Source organism: Bacillus sp. FSL K6-2971, assembly GCF_038006405.1.
GTDB classification, from domain to species: Bacteria; Bacillota; Bacilli; order Bacillales; family Bacillaceae; genus Bacillus; species Bacillus pumilus.
Window position 1 is genome coordinate 1,900,460 of record NZ_JBBOVD010000001.1, and the last position, 23,345, is coordinate 1,923,804.

At 38.7% G+C, this 23,345-nt stretch carries 29 protein-coding genes and 1 pseudogene; 25 read left to right on the forward strand and 5 right to left on the reverse strand.

Features of this window, described 5'->3' with window-relative positions; genetic code table 11:
* Window positions 1–37: 37 nt before the first annotated feature.
* From erbB to MHI33_RS09815, 4 genes are all read right to left on the reverse strand, one after another.
* Entirely contained in the window at window positions 38–406 is a 369-nt protein-coding gene (erbB, locus tag MHI33_RS09800) for an SMR family multidrug efflux transporter EbrB (RefSeq protein ID WP_034662159.1), read from the reverse strand.
* 15 nt (window positions 407–421) lie between these two features.
* The gene (erbA, locus tag MHI33_RS09805) at window positions 422–739 is read right to left on the reverse strand and encodes an SMR family multidrug efflux transporter EbrA (protein WP_106032480.1); all 318 of its coding nucleotides are present in this window, start codon (window positions 737–739) and stop codon (window positions 422–424) included.
* Complete coding sequence (locus MHI33_RS09810) at window positions 739–1,284, reverse strand: TetR/AcrR family transcriptional regulator (protein WP_126741926.1); 546 nt, start codon at window positions 1,282–1,284, stop codon at window positions 739–741. The genes erbA and MHI33_RS09810 overlap by 1 nt, the downstream gene beginning before the upstream one ends.
* A 112-nt stretch (window positions 1,285–1,396) precedes the next feature.
* On the reverse strand, window positions 1,397–1,657 hold the full coding sequence (locus MHI33_RS09815; protein ID WP_003212477.1) for a hypothetical protein: 261 nt from the start codon (window positions 1,655–1,657) through the stop codon (window positions 1,397–1,399).
* Window positions 1,658–1,761: 104 nt separating this feature from the next.
* Between MHI33_RS09815 and MHI33_RS09820 the strand changes: the two genes are divergently transcribed.
* The 9 genes from MHI33_RS09820 (at window position 1,762) to MHI33_RS09860 (ending at window position 8,639) form a co-directional block, all read left to right on the forward strand.
* Complete coding sequence (locus tag MHI33_RS09820) at window positions 1,762–2,163, forward strand: YmaF family protein (RefSeq protein ID WP_003211728.1); 402 nt, start codon at window positions 1,762–1,764, stop codon at window positions 2,161–2,163.
* Between the two features lie 69 nt (window positions 2,164–2,232).
* Window positions 2,233–3,189 carry a tRNA (adenosine(37)-N6)-dimethylallyltransferase MiaA gene (gene miaA / locus MHI33_RS09825; protein ID WP_065097326.1) on the forward strand — a complete coding sequence of 319 codons (957 nt, stop codon included), beginning with the start codon at window positions 2,233–2,235 and terminating at the stop codon, window positions 3,187–3,189.
* Between the two features lie 25 nt (window positions 3,190–3,214).
* Window positions 3,215–3,436, forward strand: a complete 222-nt coding sequence (gene hfq / locus MHI33_RS09830) for an RNA chaperone Hfq (RefSeq protein WP_003211269.1) — start codon at window positions 3,215–3,217, stop codon at window positions 3,434–3,436.
* A gap of 161 nt (window positions 3,437–3,597) precedes the next feature.
* Window positions 3,598–3,927, forward strand: coding sequence for a YmzC family protein (locus MHI33_RS09835; protein WP_113767695.1), 330 nt, complete (start codon window positions 3,598–3,600; stop codon window positions 3,925–3,927).
* A 79-nt stretch (window positions 3,928–4,006) separates the two neighbouring features.
* The gene (locus MHI33_RS09840) at window positions 4,007–4,219 is read left to right on the forward strand and encodes a hypothetical protein (RefSeq protein WP_340910889.1); all 213 of its coding nucleotides are present in this window, start codon (window positions 4,007–4,009) and stop codon (window positions 4,217–4,219) included.
* 265 nt (window positions 4,220–4,484) lie between these two features.
* The gene (nrdI, locus tag MHI33_RS09845) at window positions 4,485–4,877 is read left to right on the forward strand and encodes a class Ib ribonucleoside-diphosphate reductase assembly flavoprotein NrdI (protein ID WP_008360380.1); all 393 of its coding nucleotides are present in this window, start codon (window positions 4,485–4,487) and stop codon (window positions 4,875–4,877) included.
* Window positions 4,837–6,939, forward strand: a complete 2,103-nt coding sequence (gene nrdE, locus MHI33_RS09850) for a class 1b ribonucleoside-diphosphate reductase subunit alpha (RefSeq protein WP_340910892.1) — start codon at window positions 4,837–4,839, stop codon at window positions 6,937–6,939. The genes nrdI and nrdE overlap by 41 nt, the downstream gene beginning before the upstream one ends.
* Window positions 6,940–6,956: 17 nt before the next feature.
* On the forward strand, window positions 6,957–7,937 hold the full coding sequence (nrdF, locus tag MHI33_RS09855; protein ID WP_340910893.1) for a class 1b ribonucleoside-diphosphate reductase subunit beta: 981 nt from the start codon (window positions 6,957–6,959) through the stop codon (window positions 7,935–7,937).
* 84 nt (window positions 7,938–8,021) lie between these two features.
* Window positions 8,022–8,639, forward strand: coding sequence for a hypothetical protein (locus tag MHI33_RS09860; RefSeq protein ID WP_065097328.1), 618 nt, complete (start codon window positions 8,022–8,024; stop codon window positions 8,637–8,639).
* A gap of 66 nt (window positions 8,640–8,705) precedes the next feature.
* On the opposite strand, the gene MHI33_RS09865 is transcribed toward MHI33_RS09860, so the two are convergent.
* On the reverse strand, window positions 8,706–9,464 hold the full coding sequence (locus MHI33_RS09865; protein WP_106067501.1) for an N-acetylmuramoyl-L-alanine amidase: 759 nt from the start codon (window positions 9,462–9,464) through the stop codon (window positions 8,706–8,708).
* A gap of 320 nt (window positions 9,465–9,784) precedes the next feature.
* On the opposite strand from MHI33_RS09865, the gene spoVK reads away from it, so the two are divergent.
* The 16 genes and pseudogenes from spoVK to terS all read left to right on the forward strand — a co-directional run bounded on the left by spoVK (window position 9,785) and on the right by terS (window position 23,339).
* Window positions 9,785–10,744, forward strand: a complete 960-nt coding sequence (spoVK, locus tag MHI33_RS09870; RefSeq protein WP_003211912.1) for a stage V sporulation protein K — start codon at window positions 9,785–9,787, stop codon at window positions 10,742–10,744.
* A 121-nt stretch (window positions 10,745–10,865) separates the two neighbouring features.
* Window positions 10,866–12,128, forward strand: a complete 1,263-nt coding sequence (hflX, locus tag MHI33_RS09875; protein ID WP_050944939.1) for a GTPase HflX — start codon at window positions 10,866–10,868, stop codon at window positions 12,126–12,128.
* Window positions 12,129–12,146: 18 nt separating this feature from the next.
* Window positions 12,147–13,427 carry a methionine gamma-lyase family protein gene (locus MHI33_RS09880; RefSeq protein ID WP_044141654.1) on the forward strand — a complete coding sequence of 427 codons (1,281 nt, stop codon included), beginning with the start codon at window positions 12,147–12,149 and terminating at the stop codon, window positions 13,425–13,427.
* A gap of 91 nt (window positions 13,428–13,518) precedes the next feature.
* Entirely contained in the window at window positions 13,519–13,929 is a 411-nt protein-coding gene (locus MHI33_RS09885) for a MerR family transcriptional regulator (RefSeq protein WP_044141653.1), read from the forward strand.
* A 59-nt stretch (window positions 13,930–13,988) separates the two neighbouring features.
* The gene (glnA, locus tag MHI33_RS09890) at window positions 13,989–15,323 is read left to right on the forward strand and encodes a type I glutamate--ammonia ligase (protein ID WP_003211015.1); all 1,335 of its coding nucleotides are present in this window, start codon (window positions 13,989–13,991) and stop codon (window positions 15,321–15,323) included.
* A 661-nt stretch (window positions 15,324–15,984) separates the two neighbouring features.
* Window positions 15,985–16,191: an XtrA/YqaO family protein gene (locus tag MHI33_RS09895; protein WP_065097332.1), complete on the forward strand. Its 207-nt coding sequence runs from the start codon at window positions 15,985–15,987 to the stop codon at window positions 16,189–16,191.
* A gap of 80 nt (window positions 16,192–16,271) precedes the next feature.
* Window positions 16,272–17,111 (forward strand): hypothetical protein, encoded by an 840-nt coding sequence (locus MHI33_RS09900; RefSeq protein WP_340910903.1) that lies wholly within the window; start codon window positions 16,272–16,274, stop codon window positions 17,109–17,111.
* A gap of 44 nt (window positions 17,112–17,155) precedes the next feature.
* Window positions 17,156–17,535 (forward strand): annotated as a pseudogene (locus MHI33_RS09905) (ArpU family phage packaging/lysis transcriptional regulator).
* Window positions 17,536–17,615: 80 nt separating this feature from the next.
* The gene (locus tag MHI33_RS09910; protein ID WP_157957782.1) at window positions 17,616–18,500 is read left to right on the forward strand and encodes a S8 family serine peptidase; all 885 of its coding nucleotides are present in this window, start codon (window positions 17,616–17,618) and stop codon (window positions 18,498–18,500) included.
* Between the two features lie 15 nt (window positions 18,501–18,515).
* Window positions 18,516–19,097, forward strand: a complete 582-nt coding sequence (locus tag MHI33_RS09915) for a hypothetical protein (RefSeq protein WP_065097335.1) — start codon at window positions 18,516–18,518, stop codon at window positions 19,095–19,097.
* Between the two features lie 14 nt (window positions 19,098–19,111).
* Window positions 19,112–19,387 carry a DUF3986 family protein gene (locus MHI33_RS09920; protein WP_106067770.1) on the forward strand — a complete coding sequence of 92 codons (276 nt, stop codon included), beginning with the start codon at window positions 19,112–19,114 and terminating at the stop codon, window positions 19,385–19,387.
* A 585-nt stretch (window positions 19,388–19,972) separates the two neighbouring features.
* Entirely contained in the window at window positions 19,973–20,155 is a 183-nt protein-coding gene (locus tag MHI33_RS09925) for a hypothetical protein (RefSeq protein WP_106067769.1), read from the forward strand.
* An 89-nt stretch (window positions 20,156–20,244) separates the two neighbouring features.
* Window positions 20,245–20,589 (forward strand): structural protein, encoded by a 345-nt coding sequence (locus MHI33_RS09930; protein ID WP_106067768.1) that lies wholly within the window; start codon window positions 20,245–20,247, stop codon window positions 20,587–20,589.
* Window positions 20,590–20,714: 125 nt separating this feature from the next.
* Window positions 20,715–21,125, forward strand: coding sequence for a hypothetical protein (locus MHI33_RS09935; protein ID WP_142936309.1), 411 nt, complete (start codon window positions 20,715–20,717; stop codon window positions 21,123–21,125).
* Between the two features lie 299 nt (window positions 21,126–21,424).
* A complete protein-coding gene (locus tag MHI33_RS09940) occupies window positions 21,425–22,417 on the forward strand; it encodes a hypothetical protein (protein ID WP_106067766.1) in 993 nt (330 codons plus the stop codon).
* A gap of 46 nt (window positions 22,418–22,463) precedes the next feature.
* Window positions 22,464–23,339, forward strand: coding sequence for a phage terminase small subunit (terS, locus tag MHI33_RS09945; RefSeq protein ID WP_185107318.1), 876 nt, complete (start codon window positions 22,464–22,466; stop codon window positions 23,337–23,339).
* Window positions 23,340–23,345 lie beyond the last annotated feature (6 nt).

Here is a 23,345-nt window from a genome sequence, read left to right on the forward strand (position 1 = left end):
TCATTTTCTCTTAATGAAATGGAGAAAATGACTTTTTTTATGACGTCCATTCGGTTTGATCGATTTGTTCTTTGTTTTCTTCCTTTTGTTTTTTTGACAGGTTCAAGACAATCACGCCGCATATCACTAGTGCAAGACCAATGAAGCCTTTTATGTGAATGGTTTCGTTAAACAGCACGAGTCCGATAAGAGCAGTAAGTGCTGTTCCAACGCCAGACCATGTTGCATAAGCAGACGAAAGGTCAATCGTTTTAAGTGCCAGACTGAGGAAGGTAAAGGCACACCCAAATCCGATCAGGACCCCAATACTCGGCAGCAGTTGCGAAAAACCTTGGGAAAGCTTCAGCATCGTACTGCCAAAAACCTCTGTCAAAATAGCCCCTGTTAAATAGAGCATTCCTTTCATGATCTCTCACATCCTTTATGACATATTTAAAAGTACGACCCCTGAGACAAGCATCGCCATCCCAATGATTGCTCTTTGGTTCAAGGTTTCTTTGAAAAAAAGCACGCCAAAAATAGCCGTGAGGACTGTACCAACCCCAGACCATGTTGCGTAAGACATGCTAAGCGGAATGATATTCAGTGTCAATGACAGCATATAAAAGGCAAGTGTATATCCAGCAACAACGACAGCGCTAGGCTTAAAGCGAGTAAAGCCATTTGAGAATTTTAACATCACGGCGCCAACGGCTTCTGAAAAAATGGCCACAGCTAGAAAAAGATATCCGAGGATCATCATGTTCCCTCCTCTAAAAGGTGTAAAATCCGATGAAGTAAAAGGGTTTTTTCCTCTCGGTTCAGCGGTTCAAGCTGAAACATCTCTGAAAACCATATCCCATCACATGCAAGTCGGATCAGTTGGCTCAGCGCAGGATCATTTATTTCCTCTGCTGCTTTCTCTTTAAACTCCGCATATAAATCACGCCAAGGGTTCAATAACGCTTCATCAAATGACATGGTGGCCAGCATGCTTGTACATAACTGGGTCGTGTTTTGCATATCAAGATCATTTAATGTCGCCAAAATATATGCACGTACATAAGGAGCCTTTTCGTTTTTGTATGTTTCCTGATACGACTCAAGCTGCTGACGAAAGCAGACAATCGCGTGCTCATTCATTTTTTGAATGAGCTCTTCCTTGCTTGAAAAATGATAAAGCAGACCGGCCTTGGTCATATGTGCATGCTCTGCTACCTTCTGAAGGGTAAGCTGACTTAATCCTTCTTTTAAAATCGTACGAGTAGCTGCCTCAAAAATTTGCTCTTTTTTGGTTTTAGACATAAAAAAAACACCTACTTTACTGAACGGTCGGTAAAGTAAATGTTAACCCATGAAAAACTAATGTGTCAATCGATTCATTTTATGAAAGGTTGTTTTCACTTAAAAGTCATATTTAATAATAAGGGTATGGTCCATATGGCGGATATGGTGGTGGATAAGGATAGCCATAGCCATATCCTGGCGCAAGCAGGGACCCTGCAAGTAGTCCTCCAGCAAAACCACCTAAAAATGGAGGTCCAAAAAATCCAGGTCTCCCAAACCCAAATCCAGGTCTTCCAAACCCAGGGCCTCCAAATCCAAATCCAGGTCTTCCAAATCCAAAAGGTCTTCTCATGTCTTCTTGCATAAATGGCGGTGCATCAAAATAATTCATAAAAAAAGGCTCCTCTCACATAAAATCACTGTAACTGACATCAGTGTATTCGTTTGGCCTATATGTGTTTGGATGAACGCCTATTATAAGGAGGAATGTTAAAAATGGGCCTGTATCCATCTGATTGGGCAAAATGCCCGCCGCATGCTCATGCCTATAAAGCACGAACGGATGTAACAGAAGAGCATTATCATTTAATAGAAGGTATTTCTCAGCCTGTCAATGGGAGCAATACCGATCAGCATACTCATTATTATCGCGGGGTCACCTCTTTTGAGAGAGGGCATTTCCACAGATACTACGGCGTCACAGGGCCTGCAATACCGAGATTAGATGGTACCCACTATCACGAGATTGAGGAAGTCACGTTTTCAGCCTATAACGATTCTGTCCCCATTCCGTACGGAGGAGTCGTCTATAGTCCGGACGAAGAGCGGCCGACGCATACGCACCGGTTAAAAGGAAAGACATATGAAGTGGTCGGAAATGAACCACTCGGCTGGTGATAGGCCCTATATAGGAGAGAAAGAGAAGTTATGCTATACTGTAGGCAGTTTGTAAAAGAGAGTGATGTTATGAAAAAAACGAAACAACCAGTGATTGTATTAGTAGGACCGACGGCTGTCGGCAAAACAAAACTGAGCATTCATATAGCCAAAGCATTTAATGGAGAAATTATCAGCGGTGATTCTATGCAGATTTATAAAAGAATGGACATTGGAACAGCTAAAATCACCCCTGAAGAAATGGATGGTGTCCCGCACCACCTAATTGATATGAAAGAGCCAGATGAATCTTTTTCTACAGCTGAATTTCAGCAGCTGGTCCGTATGAAAATCAAAGAGATTGCCGCTAGAGGGAAAACACCCATGATTGTCGGCGGAACAGGTTTGTATATCCAATCTGTTTTATATGATTACACATTTACCGATGAGAAAAGTGACCCTTCTTTTAGAGAAGAAATGGCGCTGTTTGAACAGCAGCATGGCTCCCTTCAGCTACACGAAAAGCTAAAGGCAGTAGACCCTGATGCTGCAAAAACCATTCATCCGAATAATGTCCGCCGCGTGATCCGGGCGCTGGAAGTGATCCATACAACAGGTCAGAAAATGTCGGAGATGCAAAATGGTCATCAAGAAGTTCCTCTTTATGATACAGCCTTCATTGGGCTGAAAATGGATCGAGAGCTTTTGTACGAGCGCATTCACCAAAGAATTGATATGATGATAGATGAAGGCTTAATTGAGGAAGTGAGCGCACTTTATCAATCTGGCTTGAAGGATTGTCAATCGGTTCAAGCGATTGGTTATAAAGAGCTGTATGCGTATTTTCAAGGTGACTGCTCACTTGATGAAGCTATCCTGCAATTAAAGCAAAATTCCCGTAGATATGCGAAACGTCAGTTCACGTGGTTCCGTAATAAAATGGATGTCACTTGGTTCGACATGACACCGCCTTGCCACTTTTCAGACAAAAAAGAGGAAATTTTCGCATATATAGCAGGAAAGCTTGGACTTAAAGCGAAACTGTAGTTATCAGAATCAAGGAGGACGAAACATGAAACCGATTAATATTCAGGACCAATTTTTGAATCAAATTCGTAAAGACAATACATTTGTCACAGTATTCTTACTGAATGGCTTTCAGCTTCGCGGTCAAGTGAAAGGCTTTGACAATTTCACGGTGCTGCTTGAAACAGAAGGGAAGCAGCAGCTTATTTATAAACACGCCATTTCTACATTTGCACCTCAAAAGAATGTAAATCTAGAATTAGAATAGGATATGTTCGACCTAATAGCCCCATGCATCTGCGAATAAACCGGCCGGAACCCGCTACGTTTTTTGTCAGTGCAGAGGGGCTATTTTGCATGCCGTGAAACTTTTCTGCCTATTCTGCGTATAATTCCTTATTGGATATGAAGAAAGGTGAGGGAAGCGATATGGAAAATGCAGAGCTTGAATTGAGAAGGATTAGAGTGATCCTTCTACTAGTTGGGATTGTTGTCTTGTTTGGATCATGCGCCATTTCAAACATTGAATCGAGACAGGAAAGCTGGCATAACTATTCTAATCAAGATGATCATGGACATATAGATGGCCTATTACAATCAGCTGTTGCACTAAAAAATAATCACTTTGCAGTTGTGAAAGATGATGAAGTACATGTGTACCGGTTTGATGAAAAAGAGGGAGAACTGACCCTTATTAAAACAAAATACATAGATGAGTGGGACGAAGATGATGATGATGACGATTCTGTGGAAGAGTAAGCACGTAAATTTACAAATGAATGTGAAGTCGCTACACTATAATCATGCATCAGACATTTAGACAGAAAAGGATGAGTTCATGACACACAAAATTAAAATTAATCATTGGGAACAAACTTGTGAAGACGACTCCTGTTTTGAATATGGAACAAGCGTTTCTGTAAATGGGAAAGAATTAGTCAGAGAAGCTTCGATCTTCTCTGCGCTTGAAGCGGTGCTAAAAGAATTAGGTGTTGAAGTGGAAATTACAGAAGTGTCAGAAGATTTACAGTGCGATGCCTACAAAAAATAAAACAAAAAGTCTAGTCTACTAAGCGATTTTTTTTCGTGTTATGATAGATTTCGGTTTCAGTTGAATAGAGAGTAGAGCAGTCTATTTTTAGATCCTGTTCTGCTCTATTTATTTGAACGTACGAGTTCGGCTATGAATGTTCGGCCGGGTTGGTTGATTTTTTTCGTTTCGAACATCTATATGTTGTGTTTTGAAAAAACATAGTATACTATATATGGTGAATAACGAAATGATCAACAATACTAAAAACTAGGTCGTGATGGAATTGATTCAAATCGTATTTGATTCAAAAACAGGAAATGTTCAACGCTTTTTGGACAAGACCCCTTTTACAGACAAACGAAAATTGACTGGAGAAGAGTTTTTGGATACGCCGTTTATTCTCGTCACCTTTACGACAGGATTTGGACAAGTCCCAAGTACCACTCAATCCTTTTTAGAGAAAAATGCTCACCTTTTACTAGGTGTAGCGGTGAGTGGAAACAAAGTGTGGGGAGATAATTTTGCCAAAAGCGCCGATACGATTTCTAAACAATATCAAGTTCCTATTTTGCACACCTTTGAACTAAGCGGAACAAAAAGGGATGTTGAATTGTTTACACAGGAGGTAGAAAGAATTGTCACAAAATCAGGTTCCAAAGTGGATACAATTAAATAACGAGATTATGATTCAAAAAGAAGGAAAGTTTCAGTTCGATAAGGACAAAGAAGCTGTACATAGTTATTTCGTAGATTATATTAATCAAAACACAGTCTTCTTTCACAACTTAGAAGAGAAGATTGATTACTTAATAGAAAACGACTACTATGAGGAAGAATTTTTAAGACAATACAGCATGGCAGATATTAAAGAAGTATTCGAAGCTGCATATGCGAAGAAATTTAGATTCCCATCATTCATGAGTGCGTTTAAGTTTTACAACGACTATGCACTGAAAACAAATGATAAAAAGAAAATCCTTGAACGCTATGAAGACCGCATATCAATTGTAGCGCTTTTCTTTGCGGGCGGAGATAAAGAAAAAGCTCTTGAGTTTGTAGAATTGATGATCAATCAGGAGTACCAGCCAAGTACACCAACATTCTTAAACGCTGGGCGTAAAAGACGCGGTGAGCTTGTGAGCTGCTTCTTGCTTGAAGTGAATGACTCATTAAACGATATTTCAAGAGCGATTGATATTTCCATGCAGCTTTCAAAATTAGGCGGCGGCGTCAGCTTGAACTTGTCAAAACTTCGTGCAAAAGGCGAAGCAATCAAAGATGTTGAAAACGCGACAAAAGGTGTCGTCGGTGTGATGAAGCTTCTTGATAATGCATTCAGATATGCAGATCAAATGGGACAAAGACAAGGATCAGGCAGTGCGTACCTCAATATTTTCCACAGAGATATTAATGATTTCTTAGATACAAAAAAAATCTCTGCAGATGAAGATGTTCGTGTGAAAACATTGTCCATCGGTGTTGTCATCCCGGATAAATTTATCGAGCTTGCAAGAGAAGATAAAACAGCTTACACCTTTTATCCGCACACAGTCTATAAAGAATATGGACAGCATCTTGATGAGATGGACATGGAAGAAATGTATGATGAGCTTGTAGAAAACCCGAAAATCAAAAAAGAAAAAGTCAATCCGAGAAAGCTTCTTGAAAAATTGGCTGTTCTTCGCTCGGAATCTGGCTATCCATATATCATGTTCCAAGATAATGTGAATAGAGAGCATGCATTAAACCATATTTCACGAGTGAAATTCTCAAACCTTTGCTCAGAAGTGCTTCAAGCTTCAGAGGTCTCTTCTTACGCTGACTACGATCAAGAAGATGAAATTGGTCTTGATATTTCATGTAACCTTGGTTCATTAAATATCATGAATGTCATGAAAAACAAATCGATCGAAAAAACGGTCAAACTTGCAACAGACTCACTAACGCTTGTATCTGAAACAACAGACATTCGCAATGCACCAGCTGTTCGAAAAGCGAACAAAGCGATGAAGTCAATCGGACTTGGCGCGATGAACCTTCACGGGTATTTGGCTCAAAACCAAATGGCCTATGAAAGTGAAGAAGCAAGAGATTTCGCGAATACGTTCTTTATGATGGTAAACTATTATTCAATTAAACGTTCAAGTGAGCTTGCAAAAGAAAAAGGAGAAACATTCCATCGTTATGAAGGCTCTGGCTACGCAACGGGCGAGTACTTCAATAAATACGTGGAGAATGATTTCACACCAAAAACAGAAAAAGCAGCAGCATTATTTGAAGGCATGCACATTCCAACAAAAGAAGACTGGGTAGCACTCAAAGACTTTGTAGCGGAAAATGGCATGTACCATAGCTACCGCTTATGTATTGCACCAACAGGTTCCATTTCTTATGTGCAATCGGCAACAGCCTCTGTTATGCCAATTATGGAACGTATCGAAGAAAGAACATACGGCAACAGCAAAACGTATTACCCAATGCCAGGTCTTTCAGCGCAAAACTGGTTCTTCTATAAAGAAGCGTACGATATGGATATGTTTAAAGTGGTCGATATGATCGCAACGATTCAGCAGCACGTCGATCAAGGAATTAGCTTTACATTATTCCTGAAAGATACGATGACAACGCGTGACTTAAACCGCATCGATCTGTATGCACACCATAAAGGCATTAAGACACTTTATTATGCAAGAACGAAGGATACAGGGCAGGAAGGCTGTCTTTCTTGTGTTGTTTGATTAAAGGAGAGTTTAACGTGACAAAAATTTATGATGCAGCCAACTGGTCAAAACACGAAGACGATTTTACACAAATGTTTTACAACCAAAATGTGAAGCAGTTCTGGCTTCCTGAAGAGATTTCCTTAAACGGGGATCTCTTGACATGGAAATATTTAGGTGAAAAAGAGCGAGATACGTACATGAAGGTACTTGCTGGACTGACTTTACTTGATACAGAACAAGGAAATACAGGGATGCCGATTGTGGCTGAACATGTAGAAGGCCATCAGCGTAAAGCGGTATTAAACTTTATGGCGATGATGGAAAATGCGGTACATGCGAAATCATACTCAAATATCTTCATGACACTCGCACCAACTGAAACGATCAGTGAAGTGTTTGAATGGGTCAAGAAGAATAAATTCTTGCAAAAGAAAGCAGATATGATTGTCAGTTTATACCGTTCGATTCAAAAGGATGATCCGATTTCCCTCTTTAAAGCAATGGTTGCTTCTGTTTATTTAGAAAGCTTCCTATTTTACAGTGGTTTTTACTACCCGCTTTATTTTTATGGACAAGGAAAGCTCATGCAAAGCGGTGAAATCATCAACTTGATTTTGCGTGATGAAGCGATTCACGGTGTGTACGTTGGATTATTAGCACAAGAAATTTACAACAAACAAACACCTGACGTGCAAAAAGAGCTGTACAATTTCTCGATTGACCTCTTGAACGAGCTTTATGAAAATGAACTTCATTACACGGAAGATATATATGACCAAGTCAATTTATCGCATGATGTGAAAAAGTTCATTCGTTACAATGCCAATAAAGCGTTAATGAACCTTGGATTTGCCCCTTACTTTGAAGAAGAAGAGATCAATCCAATTGTATTGAACGGACTCAATACAAAAACAAAGTCGCATGACTTCTTCTCAATGAAAGGGAATGGCTACAAAAAAGCGACGGTTGAGCCGTTAAAAGATGACGACTTCTTCTTTGGAGATGAATCATAAGTAAGGCGTAAAAGTCAAAACGCATCACTCGTTTTGGCTTTTTGCCATTTCATACAATGCGTTACATACTGGAGGTTAAAGAACATGGGGAAAATGGATGAAATCATACTAGTTGCACCGCGCACACGCGTATTCCAAAACGAAACGCTTGCGTTTAATGGTGTGAATAGTGAAGAGAAAACAATCAACACAATTATGAAAGAAATCGAAGAGCACTTCAAGCAGATGCGAAGAGGCGATGCGGAAGAAAATCCTGACTTCAAGCAGCCGATTCCTTATGTCGTGATTAAGCGTGAGGACGAAGTGTATGTATATGAAAGGCTTCAAGGCGGGGGAGAGACTCGATTGCATCATAAGTTATCTCTTGGCTTTGGTGGTCACATGAATTTCATCGAAGGCAAAAACTTTGCTGAAATTCTAAAAGAAAATACGGATCGTGAACTAGACGAGGAACTTTCTATTCAAGAAGAAGACAAACTTGAGATGAAAACCCTTGGTTTAATTAATGATGATGACAACAGTGTCGGCCGTGTGCACATTGGACTGTTATCAGCGCTTGAATTATCTCCAAGTGCTCATGTAGAAGTGAAAGAAACAGATCAAATATCAGGAAAATGGATGAAAGCATCTGATTTGAAAAAGCCTGAATACTTCGATCGACTTGAAACGTGGTCTCAATTTGTCGTGAACATTTTAGCATAAAGGAATCAATCATAAACCGGCTCAGCAGCAGACTTGAGCCGGTTTATTTCGTTATAACAGCTTCAGTTATTGGAAAACGAATGCGTCGTGACCGGCCTGTTTCAATCTTGCGACGAGGTCATCCGCATTTTGCTTTGTACGAAAAGCTCCGGCTTGTACTCGGAACATACCTCCCTCTAATACAACAAAGGCGTCAAAGCCTTTTGATTTCAGCGTGGCTGCTAATTCATCTGCATTGGCTTTCACCTTGAAAGCTCCAGCCTGTACTTTATAAAGATTACTTGCTTTTTTTTTCAGCTGAAAGGCTTTCTCTAATCCAGTGGCATGAGCGCGAGCGATGCCTTGAAGGAAGGTCGCGTTGCGGAGCTTATTTGCATCAGCTGCCGTATCAATGAAACCATTCTCTGTTAAAATAGCGGGCATAGAAGTTTCTCGAAGAACGTGGAAGTTCGCTGTTTTCTTGCCGCGGTTGGCAAAATCCACCGAGCGAACAATTTCATCATGAAGGGCATTGCGATACGTGGTGGTTGGTGCTGAAACGCCAGGATACACATAGCTTTCAAAACCTGTGCCCCCGCCCGCATTAACATGAATAGACACGAAATAGTCAGCTCCCCAGCTGTTTGCCGCATTTGTACGCTGGGCCAAAGTAACGGATTGATCAATTGAACGACTTAAGCGGACGGAAACGTCATCATAATCACTAATCAACATATCTCTCAATAAAATCGCGATTTGCAGTGTGATATTTTTCTCCAAAAGTCCATTAACAGCAGCTCCAGAATCTGTTCCTCCATGGCCAGGATCAATAAAAATTTTCACCATCTATTCATCACCTCGTCTTTATTTTATGAGAAAATAGAAAAATTGCCTGTACAAAATGCGGAAATCATTGAGACTCTTTTCTGCACAATTTGTGATGAGAAAGCTACATTTTTCTAAGAAAAAACAAATTGTTGGTTTGTCCGCCTAAATGGGATGAATACAATGGAAATAGCACATCATTTCCTGGGAAACCGCAGAAATTCCTACAATATTCGGTATCTCGGGTCATTTTGACAGCAAACTTGGGCTTAAGCGGGCGATTGTCACGATTACAGCTCCACCCGAATAGAATAAAGAGAGAAGAGCGAGAGGTGAATACGTTGGAGCGAGCTGTCACATATAAAAACAACGGCCAAATCAATATTATACTTAACGGACAAAAGCAAGTATTGGTTGATGCAGATTCAGAGGCAGAATACCTAGAAGCCTTGCAGAAAAATGAGGCAAAACACAGCATCTTACGGGAAATAGAGCGTGAAATGAACAGCCTTGTCGGTATGGATGAAATGAAACGAAACATAAAAGAGATTTATGCTTGGATCTTTGTCAATCAAAAAAGGCAGGAACAAGGGTTAAAGGTAGGTAAACAAGCGCTTCATATGATGTTCAAAGGGAATCCGGGCACAGGGAAAACGACGGTTGCAAGACTTGTCGGGAAGCTTTTCTTTGAAATGAATGTCCTTTCAAAGGGTCACTTAATTGAAGCGGAACGCGGAGATCTAGTCGGGGAGTACATCGGTCATACTGCTCAAAAAACAAGAGACTTAATTAAAAAATCACTAGGCGGCATTTTGTTCATCGACGAAGCCTATTCTCTTGCCCGCGGAGGCGAAAAGGATTTTGGGAAAGAAGCGATTGATACCCTAGTAAAACATATGGAGGACAAACAGCACGAATTCATTCTCATTCTTGCTGGCTACTCCAAGGAAATGGATCATTTTCTATCATTAAACCCGGGGCTGCAATCCAGATTTCCAATCAATATCAGCTTTCCTGATTATACCGTCGATCAGCTCATGGACATTGCCAAACGGATGATGGCTGACAGAGAATATATATTTACTCAAGAAGCTGAATGGAAGCTGCGAGATTACTTAATGCACATTAAAAGCACCACGAGTCCTGCAAAATTCAGCAACGGCCGTTTTGTGCGAAACACGATTGAAAAGGCCATTCGAACCCAAGCGATGAGACTCCTGCTTGTGGATCATTATGATAAAAAAGATTTGCTCACGATTAAAAGTCACGATCTCCAAATGAAAGAGGATACGCCTACTTAAAATGGCGTATCCTTTTTATAAAGAGATACTAAAATAAACCATCCGAATAGTGGTATACGTGTGATGTGTTTGGTATGATGGTACTACTGAAAACTTAAGTACAGAAAGGAAACAACTGACGTTGAATGAACATGAAATGACAGAAAAAGCGATCCTTGTCGGCTGTCAATTGCCGCATGTCACGGATGAACGCTTTCAATACTCAATGGAAGAATTAGCTTCCTTAACCAAAACGGCTGGCGGTGAAGCTGTCAGCGTAATGACGCAGAAGAGAAATAGACAAGACAGCGCAACATATATCGGTAAAGGGAAAGTAGAAGAGCTTGAAGTGCTTTGTGAGGAATTCGAATGTGATGTCATTATTTTTAACGACGAACTGTCTCCAAGTCAGCTAAAAGCTTTGGCAACTGCCTTAGATGTGAAAATTATCGATCGGACACAATTGATATTAGACATCTTTGCAAAAAGAGCCCGGACAAGAGAAGGGAAGCTGCAAATAGAGCTTGCCCAGCTTCAGTATGCCTTGCCGAGACTAAGCGGACAAGGGATCAGCCTCTCAAGACAAGGCGGCGGAATTGGCGCAAGAGGTCCAGGTGAAACAAAACTTGAAACAGATAGACGTCATATTCGAAACCGTATTCACGAAATTAATGGACAATTATCTACAGTCAAAGAACACCGTACAAGATACCGGGAACGCCGGAAGAAAAATGGTGTGTTTCAAATTGCCATTGTTGGGTATACGAATGCCGGAAAATCTACTTTGTTTAACCAATTAACAGATGCAGATAGTCATGAAGAAGATCTGCTGTTTGCGACACTTGATCCAATGACACGTAAGATGACATTAGCATCTGGCTACAGTGTGCTGATTTCAGACACCGTTGGTTTTATCCAAGACCTCCCAACAACACTCATTGCGGCATTTCGTTCCACTCTTGAAGAAGTGAAGGAAGCTGATTATTTGCTTCATGTCATTGATTCTTCTAATGAGGATTACGAAGGTCACGAACGGACGGTTCATGAGCTTTTAGAGGAATTAGAAGCAGATCGAATTCCAATGCTGACGGTTTATAACAAAGAAGATCAAATCAGACCGGATTTCATCCCATCTTCAAAGCATCGTCATCTGTTAATCAGTGCGAGACGCGAAGAAGATGTGAAGCGATTAAAAGCGGATATTATGGCAGAACTGAAACAAAACTTTTTAAAGCCATATCATGTGAAGATTCCTGCGTATGAAGGAAAGCTCATCTCCGCATTAAAATCAGAAACGCTCGTTGAATCACTAGAATTTCAAAAAGAAGCAGAACTTTATGACATCACCGGGTTTAGCGGTGAGGAGCAGACCATATTAGGTCAAATCAAGAAGTATATGTTGTAAGAAAGGAATTAAATCAAGATGTTTCATACATTAAAACACGGCAGTATTTTAGAAAAAGTAGCAGCAGAAACAGAACAAGATATTTTACACATGCATCAGCAAATTGATCAAAAGAGCGAACAAAATGAGTGGCGGGTGCTTGAAAGCTACCGAAAGCATAGAGTCAGTGACTCTCACTTTAATCCAACAACTGGATATGGCTACGATGATATGGGAAGAGACACTTTAGAAAAAATTTATGCGGACGTCTTCGGGGGAGAAAGCGGCCTTGTGCGTCCGCAGATCATTTCCGGCACGCATGCGATTTCCATTGCGTTATTTGGTGTGCTAAGACCTGGTGATGAATTGATCTATATGACGGGAAAACCATACGATACGCTAGAAGAAATTGTAGGGATTCGCGGCAAAGAAGGGACAGGCTCATTAAAAGACTTCCAGATTGATTACAAGGCCATTGATTTAAGGCAAGATGGATCCGTCGATTATGACAAAGTAAAAGAGTCGATCTCCTCTAAAACAAAAATGATCGGCATTCAGCGTTCGAAAGGTTATGCGTCAAGACCTTCCTTTACAATAGAAGAAATCGAGCAAATGATTTCATTTGTAAAAGAGATCAATGAAGAAATCATTGTGTTTGTGGACAACTGTTATGGTGAATTTACTGAATTACAAGAGCCATGTCATGTGGGAGCGGATCTTATGGCGGGTTCACTTATTAAAAACCCGGGCGGCGGGCTTGCCAAAACAGGCGGCTACATCGTTGGAAAAGAAAAATGGGTCGAAGCTTGCTCTTATCGAATGACATCTCCGGGCATCGGCAGTGAAGCGGGTGCCTCGCTGTATGCGCTCCAAGAAATGTATCAAGGATTTTTCTTAGCACCGCATGTTGTGGCACAAAGCTTAAAGGGTGCGGTGTTCACGGCTCGTTTTCTTGAGAAGCTTGGGTTCCAAACGAACCCAGCGTGGAATGCGAAAAGAACGGATTTAATTCAATCCGTCGAATTTGGCGATCCTAACAAAATGATTGCATTCTGTCAGGCGATTCAATATGCATCTCCGATCAACAGTCACGTCACACCGCATGCAAGCTATATGCCGGGATACGAGGATGATGTCATTATGGCAGCGGGCACCTTCGTCCAAGGAGCTAGTATCGAGTTATCAGCCGATGGACCGATCAGACCTCCTTATACAGCCTACGTTCAAGGCGGACTCACGTATGCCCATGTGAAAAATGCGATTTGCAGTGCTGTAGATGCCTTATTGGAACAAGGTTTTATCGACATACCTGCTCGATAAAAAAATCCATGTTAATATTCCTAACATTTCGTTGACACATAATATAACATGACATATAATAAATTTAAGCAAAGAGGAGGAGACAGTTGAGATGAGTGATAACATTCGCCGCTCAATGCCTTTATTCCCAATTGGGATTGTCATGCAGCTAACAGAATTATCTGCAAGGCAAATTCGCTATTATGAGGAAAATGGTTTAGTATTTCCAGCAAGAAGTGATGGGAATCGCCGATTATTTTCTTTCCATGATGTTGATAAATTACTAGAAATTAAAAACCTCATCGAACAAGGTGTAAACATGGCAGGAATCAAAAAACTTTTTGCCAAAGCTGAGGCAGAACATCCAGCGTCTGATGCAAAGACCGAGAAGAAAACCACAGCCAAGCACAACTTGACAGATGATGAACTCAGGAAGCTACTGAAGAAGGAACTCATTCAGGCTGGACGTTTCCAACAAGGAACGACCTTTAGGCAGGGGGATATGTCAAGGTTCTTCCGTTAACCAATTAGCAAAAGCATTGCTATACAATTTTACCTTTTGTAGGGGAGGAGTTTTACGAAATGGCAAAATACACAAGAGAAGATATCGTAAAATTAGTAAATGAGGAAAACGTAAAGTACATCCGTCTGCAATTTACAGACATTCTCGGAACGATTAAAAATGTTGAAATTCCTGTGAGCCAGTTAGAAAAAGCTCTCGATAACAAATGTATGTTTGACGGTTCATCTATTGAAGGCTTCGTACGTATTGAAGAATCAGATATGTATCTATACCCAGATCTCAACACATTTGTTATATTCCCTTGGACAGCAGAAAAAGGTAAAGTTGCACGCTTTATTTGTGACATTTACAAGCCAGACGGGACGCCATTTGATGGAGACCCGCGTAATAACTTAAAGCGTGTCTTAAAGGAAATGGAAGACCTAGGATTTAGTGATTTCAACCTTGGACCTGAGCCAGAATTCTTCTTATTTAAATTAGATGAAAAAGGCGAGCCAACGCTTGAATTAAACGATAAAGGTGGATACTTTGACCTTGCACCAACAGATCTAGGCGAAAACTGCCGCCGTGATATCGTGCTTGAGCTTGAAGAAATGGGCTTTGAAATTGAAGCGTCTCACCACGAAGTAGCACCTGGACAGCATGAAATTGACTTCAAATATGCAGGCGCCATCCGTTCTTGTGATGACATTCAAACATTCAAACTCGTTGTCAAAACGATTGCGAGAAAGCATGGTCTTCATGCGACATTCATGCCAAAACCATTGTTCGGTGTAAACGGATCAGGTATGCACTGTAACCTATCATTATTCAAAAATGGCAAAAACGCATTCTTTGATGAAAAAGCAGATTTACAATTAAGCGAGACTGCTAGACACTTTATCGCGGGTATCGTCAAGCACGCAACAAGCTTTACAGCGGTCACAAACCCAACAGTTAACTCTTACAAGCGTCTTGTGCCTGGTTATGAAGCACCATGCTATGTGGCATGGAGTGCACAAAACCGCAGCCCATTGATCCGTATCCCTGCATCACGCGGCATCAGCACACGTGTAGAAGTACGCAGCGTAGACCCATCTGCAAACCCATACCTTGCATTAAGCGTATTACTTGCAGCAGGTCTTGACGGAATCAAAAACAAACTAGACGCACCAGCACCAATCGACAGAAACATCTATGTCATGGACAAAGAAGAGCGCCTTGAAAACGGCATCGCTGACCTACCTGCAACACTTGCAGAAGCTCTTGAGCTGCTGAAATCAAACGAAGTCATGGTCAACGCACTAGGCGATCACTTATTCGAACACTTCATCGAATCAAAAGAAATCGAATGGGATATGTTCCGCACCCAAGTACACCCATGGGAACGCGATCAGTATATGTCTCAGTATTAATAAAGAAAACCCCTTGGAGCCAATGGCTTCAGGGGGTTTTTATTTTTGTGGGTGTTTCTAATATTTCAAAATGAAAAAGCCGCCACCCACAATTCACCCACAAAAAAATGATAAAAAAATCACTCCATTATCTTGGAGATATACTCTTCATATTTATTCATTGAATTTGTGTCTATTTTTTCTAGTATGAGGTCCAAGCCAGCGAAGCTGTACCGATGCAGAAAGATTGAAGTAGAAATGATAAGATTCCCCTCAAAGTGTGAAAGACGATTCTGACGGGAATGATCAAAAAGAAGAGGAAGACAGGACTGCCTAAGATGGCACGCAAACGAATTCTTAGAAGGAGACTGTAACAAAGCATCTAGGAAAGGGAAAAAACCAGGTTATGTAATTAAAGTATCTGAAGATGACATTTTAGTAAGGTTCCTTAGTGGTAATACCTTGGTTGTCCAAAGTCTTTGGCTGAAAACTTGGATGAGGCACTTACTGAAGATGATCTGAAGGCTTTGATTCATTTGTCTTTAGATTTAAGGGACGAACACTTCTTTAAAATGTGTGTACGTGATTTGCAAGCTCTTCAGGGCAAATAAAAAGAACCGAAGCACAAGGCTCCAGCTCTAATGAATCTCGACAATTCATTATAACATGGGAGGCCTTGTGCATGAATAATCCTTACAAACATATAGACTCTAACATCTCAATTGATCAGCTTTTTGAAAAAGGAGAGGTTAAAGTCATTATCCTAGATGGCCATTCCAACGAAGCGTTTTTGGCTGAAGCACCTATTTACGGAAAAACGGAAATCACTACACGTGACGGCCAGTTCACAAATTTAAATTATACAAGTTCTCACAGAATAGATATTTAGCAGATAGAGTTCCCTAATTACTTGAAAAAATCTAAAAAATGCCGATTCAATAAAGAAGAATATTGAAAAGGTGTGTATTTATGGAGTATTTTGGATTTCTTGAAAAAATGGGGATACCAGGTAATTTGGCTGCTGCAATAATAGTTTTATTAATCATTTTCAAATTAATAAGACCTATTAATTTATTATCATCAAGTATCTTTGAACAAAAGTTGTTAACTAAAGATATGGTTATACTATTATTAAGTATTAAATATCTTGGACAGACTTTATGGTGGGTATTGATTAATCTGTCTATACTTTATACTTTTGGTGTACCGTCCTGGACTGGGGATCCAAATTTATCTCCCATGATAGGATCAATTTTTTTCACAATTGGTGCTCCAATTTTCACTATAATTTATGTTATAAACAGTCAATCCTCTTCAAAACTTAATCGGTTTGGGGTAAGAGTATTATTAGCAATACTGTTCATGGTTTGCTTATTGTGCTATTATTTTCCGTTGAATGGAACAGTTGTAACAAATGTATTCGTGGAAAATCCAATTGGAAAATTAGCAATTATAATAGGATGTATGACCGTTCTATGTCTCCCTATACCAGCATTAATGAAGCAAATTTCAAAGTTTTTATATTGGACAAAAGAAAAGTATATACTCGTTTCTGACATTGATTTAGCTAATGAACAAAATATTCTTGAAAGTGTTTTGAATAAAAAATCTTGGTATGTACTACACGCTATAAACAAAGAATTAATTTTATTAGGAAATAATCCTAAGCCAAAGTTATGTACAGAAACAAAAATTATCAAGTTAGAAGACTTGTGCAATATAAAAATGTCGATTGAAGAGGTCGATCAAGATTCTACAAACGAGGAATCTACGAACGATAGTACTACAAACAATAATTCAATTATATAATTAAACAGTCTGCTTATAAGATTTTTTAGAGAGAGGGTATAAATTTGTTAACCAACCAATTATGCCTTATTCCTGAGGTCAATGAAAAGCAGGTCCGTCAGACATTAATAAATGAATTGAAGCTTTATAAAGCATTAAAAGTTAAACAAGAGAATTTAAATGAACAAAAAGAAAATGGTGTTTTTACTTTATTCCCAAGATTAAGAGATCAAAATGTTTGTTCGGAGCTGAAGGTGCGGCAAATAGAAAGAGCATTAGAGTACAGCTTGGATGAAATTGAACAAGACATTATTCGAAGTACCTTACTTCACGAATGGTTAAAGATCTTGAGGTATGCGAAGAGCTAGGATTAAAGAAAGATCGATTTTACAAATTGAAAAAGCAAGCTACGTTTAAACTTTCGACAGCACTTGGAATCATCTGAGTGCTGTTTTGTATTTGAAAAAAAATAATGGTAAAATACATCATGTTTCTCATAATATGTTTAAAAGAGGTGCGATGATTTTGAAGAAACTTACACTCCTTCTAGTAGTATTAATTCTAACTGTGACATCTATAACATTAATAATAAATAAAACCAAAACTGAAAAATTTAAGAATGAAAATTGGGCCTATGAATATTTAAAAATTAATAAACTGCATAACCAGAAAAAACTAACTGGAAAAGGTGTTAAAGTAGCATTAATTGATTCAGGTGTTTCATTTAAGCAGGAGATCAATGTTAAGAAGGGGGTAAACGTTTTAGATCCCAAAAGATCATATCAAGATAATCATGGTCATGGAACTCATTTAGCTGGAATTTTAACTAATAAAGACATTGGTGTTGCGCCAAACATCGATTTATATGTAATTAAAGCCTTGGATAACAATTTAAACGGTGATATTAATAATGTAATAGAAGCAGTGAATTATAGTATTGAAGAAAAGGTTGACATTATTCTAATGTCATTTGGCACTTTAAAATATTCTAAAAAACTGGAATCTGTAATAAATAGAGCTTTAAGAAATAATATTGTTGTAATATCATCGGTTGGGAACTATGGGTTACAAGAAAAGAGCGAGATACTCTACCCTGCTAAATTTGAAGGTGTTATTGCTGTAGGAGCTTTAAATATGAACGGTGATATATGGAAAGGGACAACTGTAGGTAATGGATTAAATGTGTTACTTCCGGGGCAGTATATAAAAAGTTATTCAAAAGATGGTTCTTTTTTATATAGTAGTGGTACTTCAATGGCGGCTGCCTACATGGCAGGTCTTGCTGCTCTCTTTTTTGAAGAATATTCTTCTTATAATAAATCCACAATCTCTAAAAAAATATGGAAAAAAATCAAAAATTTAGATAAAATAAATGGGTATTCAGTTATGAATACAGATAAATTTTTTTGAGAAAGAAGGGTTTATATGAAGAATAAGCTTATTTTAGTAGTACTGTCTTTTATTCTATGTTTTTCGGCGGTGACTCCAGTATATGCTGAGAGCGTAACTTCACAGGATAGTGAATTTGTGGTTAGTGATCAATTGATTGAACAAGTATACGAGGATACCGGTATAGATGTTTCAAATGTAGATGTATCAAACTTTAATAAAGAATTTGACTTTCTTTTGAATGATCCAGTATTTATTGAATTAGAAGAAACTTTAGCGTTACAGAGTCAGAATGCTGAATTGAAAGAAGACAGTGTAACTGGTCAGTGGATACCGGTGGTGGCTGCTGCTTTAAGATTATTAATTTCTCAAGTTGGAAAAAAGGGAATGCAAAAAGGATGGAAAGTAGCTAGACCATATGTGCAGAAAGCATTAAAGGCGCCTCAAAATTATATTATTGATGGCCCTGGATCAGGAGGGCGCATTATACAGGTACGTAGCAAAAAAACCAAAAAACCACTATTCAGACTAGATTATGCACCTATAAAACATGGAAGACCTGCTGTTCTGCATTATCATGTTCCACCTAATCTAAAAGATCATCATGTTATTTTCTAAAGGGGAGATCAACGTTGCTTAACTTAGACGATACAATGCATTTGCATGTAGGCTATTATGAAAATGATTTAGATTATGAAGGTGTGTTTTTTAAAAGTTTAGATTCAGGGAAATGGTTATTGTTTTTTGATCAAGAAAACTATGGTATAAAACTTAAACAAAAATATGAAAAATATGATGATTTTGGTTTGTTGGTTGGAGAGTATAATATTGATGATGAAGATATTGAGGATAAAGGTGATGCATTATTCGAACGATTTCTAAAAGAAAATGGTTTAATTAAAGCATAGCGTTTTTGTGTGATACGTTACAATAAATAAAATGATATAGAAGAAGACATCTTTATCTGTTTGAAGACTGTTATGCAGTCTTTAAGCTTTTCTAGAAGTATATTGATTCTGAAGGCGATGCGTTTTGGGAATAATTGAACCAAAGTGTCTATGTTTATGGGCACTTTTTTATTTGTATTGCAGAGAAAAAGCCGACAAAAAGGGGACCTTTTTTCTTAAGTGGATCATCGTAAGATAGAGACAAGCAAAATGAACGTGAATATTTTGTCCAGAAGGAAGAACCTGCGGACGCTGATCATTGAGCACTTTACGTGCCTTGATTGGTGTCCGCTTTTTTTATTGGGAGACGCGTCTTTCCTTTATCAATGGCGTATCTGGATACGGAACAAAGGTGTTGAGAAATGTGGCCATACGAGAGGAACATTCTGAGCCTGGATAGCAGCTGGTCTGCGGCAGCCGTATCGAGGACAGTTTTCACTTGATGATTGACTGTACTTGGCATCCTCTCGGAGTGTAGTCATCATTGCAAAATCTATTTAAGCGAATAGCGTAAGGTGGTGCTTATTCGGCAAGGAGAGTATGAACATGAAGATCAGAGATTCTTTATCCGTAGAAACAACGAAGCAATTAAAGCGCATTGCTCCTGGTTCTAATCGAAAGAAGAAGAGCAATGCTGATCCGATAACAAAGCGATATTGGGAAGAAATCATGGGAACGAGACGTGAAACGTACCAACGACAAGGCGGACGTATCCGGAGGAAACGCTGATTTGATGGGAACAGTCGTCTTTTGGGTGTATGGCTGCAGGTGCTTTGGTGTGGGATAGGAGCGCAAAAGCAAAAAAGGAGATGATGAACATGGCATCAAAATTTGGTGTATCTGCTAATCCAAAAAAAGCGAATCATACTTTAGGAAAGGACAAGGTTGTGGTTGTTGCGATTCAGAATCACAATGATTACATTTGTGGACCAAATCTTATTCCTCAACGAAAAGTTGCAGGGAAATGGGTCACAATCAAGACGAATTCACCTAACCCGCTTAACCCAGCAGAGAAACAGTACGATGAATTCGGCATCAAGGAATCACTAGGTAATAGAAAAGGTACGTATCGATTCAAAGTAGATTTAGAGCGATACGACAAAAACGGAAACCACGTTGAAACTGTTGGTACGTTCTATACATCTGAATTTTACGTTAAATAAAACCAATGCACTGAATACCTGGAAATTTTCAACTCACCTCCGATATAAGTCTAGGAGGTGAGTTTTTTTTCAACAAAACTAACAGTAAAACGTCATTTGATGATGCTACAGACGCAAGATTATATTTGCAACAGTTTGGGAAAAATATGCATAGTGCTAAGTTTTCTGAACAAGAAAAATTTAAAGACCAAATTAAGAAACATGATAGGAAACACATTAAAATGCTTTTGGGTAGGATTGAGGATATGTTAGATAACAAAAAATCTTTAAATCATGTTTTTACAGCTTTTTTTGTAATATTGGCTTTCATTATTGGAAATCAAATAAAATTTAGTGAAAGTCTTTTTGTATATATAAAAGAAATAAGCTATCAATTTATTGCTGTATGTCTTGGTGCTGTTATGGTTTTTATAGTATGGGCCATTCTGACTTACCGTGATAAGGCTTTACTAGAAGAATTGAACGGTTACAAACGATTACTACAAGAATGTTTAGATGAAATTCCAGATAGAAGTTTTAAATTAGATAAGTACTGAACGCCTTAGGAGATAATGTGTTTTTTTATTGGAGGCGATACAATACATCATGAATATCAAAACAATTCCCGTACATAAAATCCTCCAATATACCCCTAGTGTCAATACTCTCGTACGATTAATAAAACATAGTTTATATGGACTGAATATATTTTCTTTATGATCTAATTAAAGAAGAGCATTAGTGTATTAATCCGTTATTTGTTTACTTTATGCATTAAAATGGTGAAACAAGAAGTTTCTTGAAGTATATTTAAGAATATCAAAATCTAATTATTAATACTAATGGGGGAGAACTAATGCATCAGTTAATGGACAAAGAAAGATTTCTCAAAAAATATTTAATCAATGAAGAGGAGTTTAAAGAGACTGGTATAGTATGGAGTGAATTAAAATCAATTTTTAATGATTATACTTCTTGTAGAGAATTACTTGAACATACAGGTAAAACAATAGCGGATATTTTAAGGACACATTCTGATGCTCATACGGTACGAATGAGAATAAAAGACCCTGAGCATCTTATTGAGAAATTAATTAGAAAAAGCATTAACAACTCCGAGTTTTCATTTGATATTGATGATTACAAGTCAAAAATAACTGATTTAATTGGGCTAAGGGTTCTTCATTTATACAAAGATCAGGCTATAAATCTTGATAACATGATAAGAAATTATTGGGATTTGGAAGAGAAGGTCATAATTTATATTAGACAGGGTGACATAGATGATGATGAGAAAGCTAAATTAGAAGCAGAAGGGAAATTCAATGTAAAAAAACATTCAGCTGGATACCGTTCTTGGCACTATTTAATAAAAAGTCGTTTAACTAAAGAGCTAACTTTAGCTGAAATACAAGTTCGCACAATTTTTGAAGAGGGTTGGAGTGAGATTGACCATCAACTTCGTTATCCTTATTATGTTGGGGATAAAATCTTAACTAATCAATTACTAGTGTTAAATAGATTGGCTGGTAGTGCAGATGAAATGGTTAACTCAATTAAAGAAACATTAGAGCGTTTTACAGAGCTGAATCAAGAGAAACAAGAGTCGAAAAATACAATTGAAAAATTAAGGCAAGAAATAAGTAATCTAAACTTGAAGGAACCACAATCAAAGTCACTTTTAAATTTAGTAAGTAATATTGAAAGACAGCAAGGAGATGCAATGTTTCCTGCAGCGATTCGTTTCCAGCAAGTATTAGAACAGGCTAGAGCAGTCGATTCTGACTTGATTACAAAAGCTATTGATAGAATGGGATCAATTGCGTTTACAGGAAGTCGAAATAAATAAAACAAACTCAAACTTAATTCAGCAGCTCGGAGGTGGGTGATATGTAATGGCTAGACGGCGCGATCTAAGAAGAGATGAGGCTTTTCGTCTTTGGAAAGAAAGCGATGGAACCCGCTTGCTTAAAGACATTGCAGATGAGTTGGGTGTGACAAGCAACACAGTCCGTAAATGGAAAGCGAACGATAAATGGGAAGACAAATTCAAAGGGAGCGCTCCTAAATTAAATAGGAGCGCTTCTTTACGTTCCGGCGCACCTAAAGGGAACAAAAACGCCAAAGGAAACAAAGGTGGTAAAGCGCCAACTGGTAACCAAAATGCTAAAGGTAATAGGGGCGGCGCAGCTCCAAAAGGAAATAAAAATTCTTTACGCACGGGTGAATATGAATCTATCATGTTTGATTATATGGACGACACAGAAAAGGAATTCTTTGAGCAGATTGAGACCGATCCGCTCTATCAAATTGAATTGACCATACGTGAGCTTAGTATTCGAGAGCGGCGCATGATGCACAGGATCATGAAGTATGAGAATGGTTTAACCGATAATCAGCGGCGTGTACTTCAACAACTTAGGAAGACAAAAGACGTTGCACCATCCACAAGTGAGAATGGTGTTGTCAAATACGTTCCGATTATCAATGAACGTCTTGTAGTCACTGAAGTTGAAGAAACTCAATTACCTGTTATTGATCGCATCCTAGAAATAGAGGAAGCATTGACGCGAGTAACAGACAAGCGTCTTAAAGCCATTAGGCAGAAACACGACATTATGAAAACTATGTCAGAGCATGAATTGAGGCTGCGTGGTCTTGATCTTGCAAACCGAACGAGAGAGGCAGAACTGGAGCGAATCACCGCTCGACCTGTCGATGACTCTGTACAGATAACGATTAAGAGAGCAAAGAAAAAAGGTGATGGCTGATGCAAC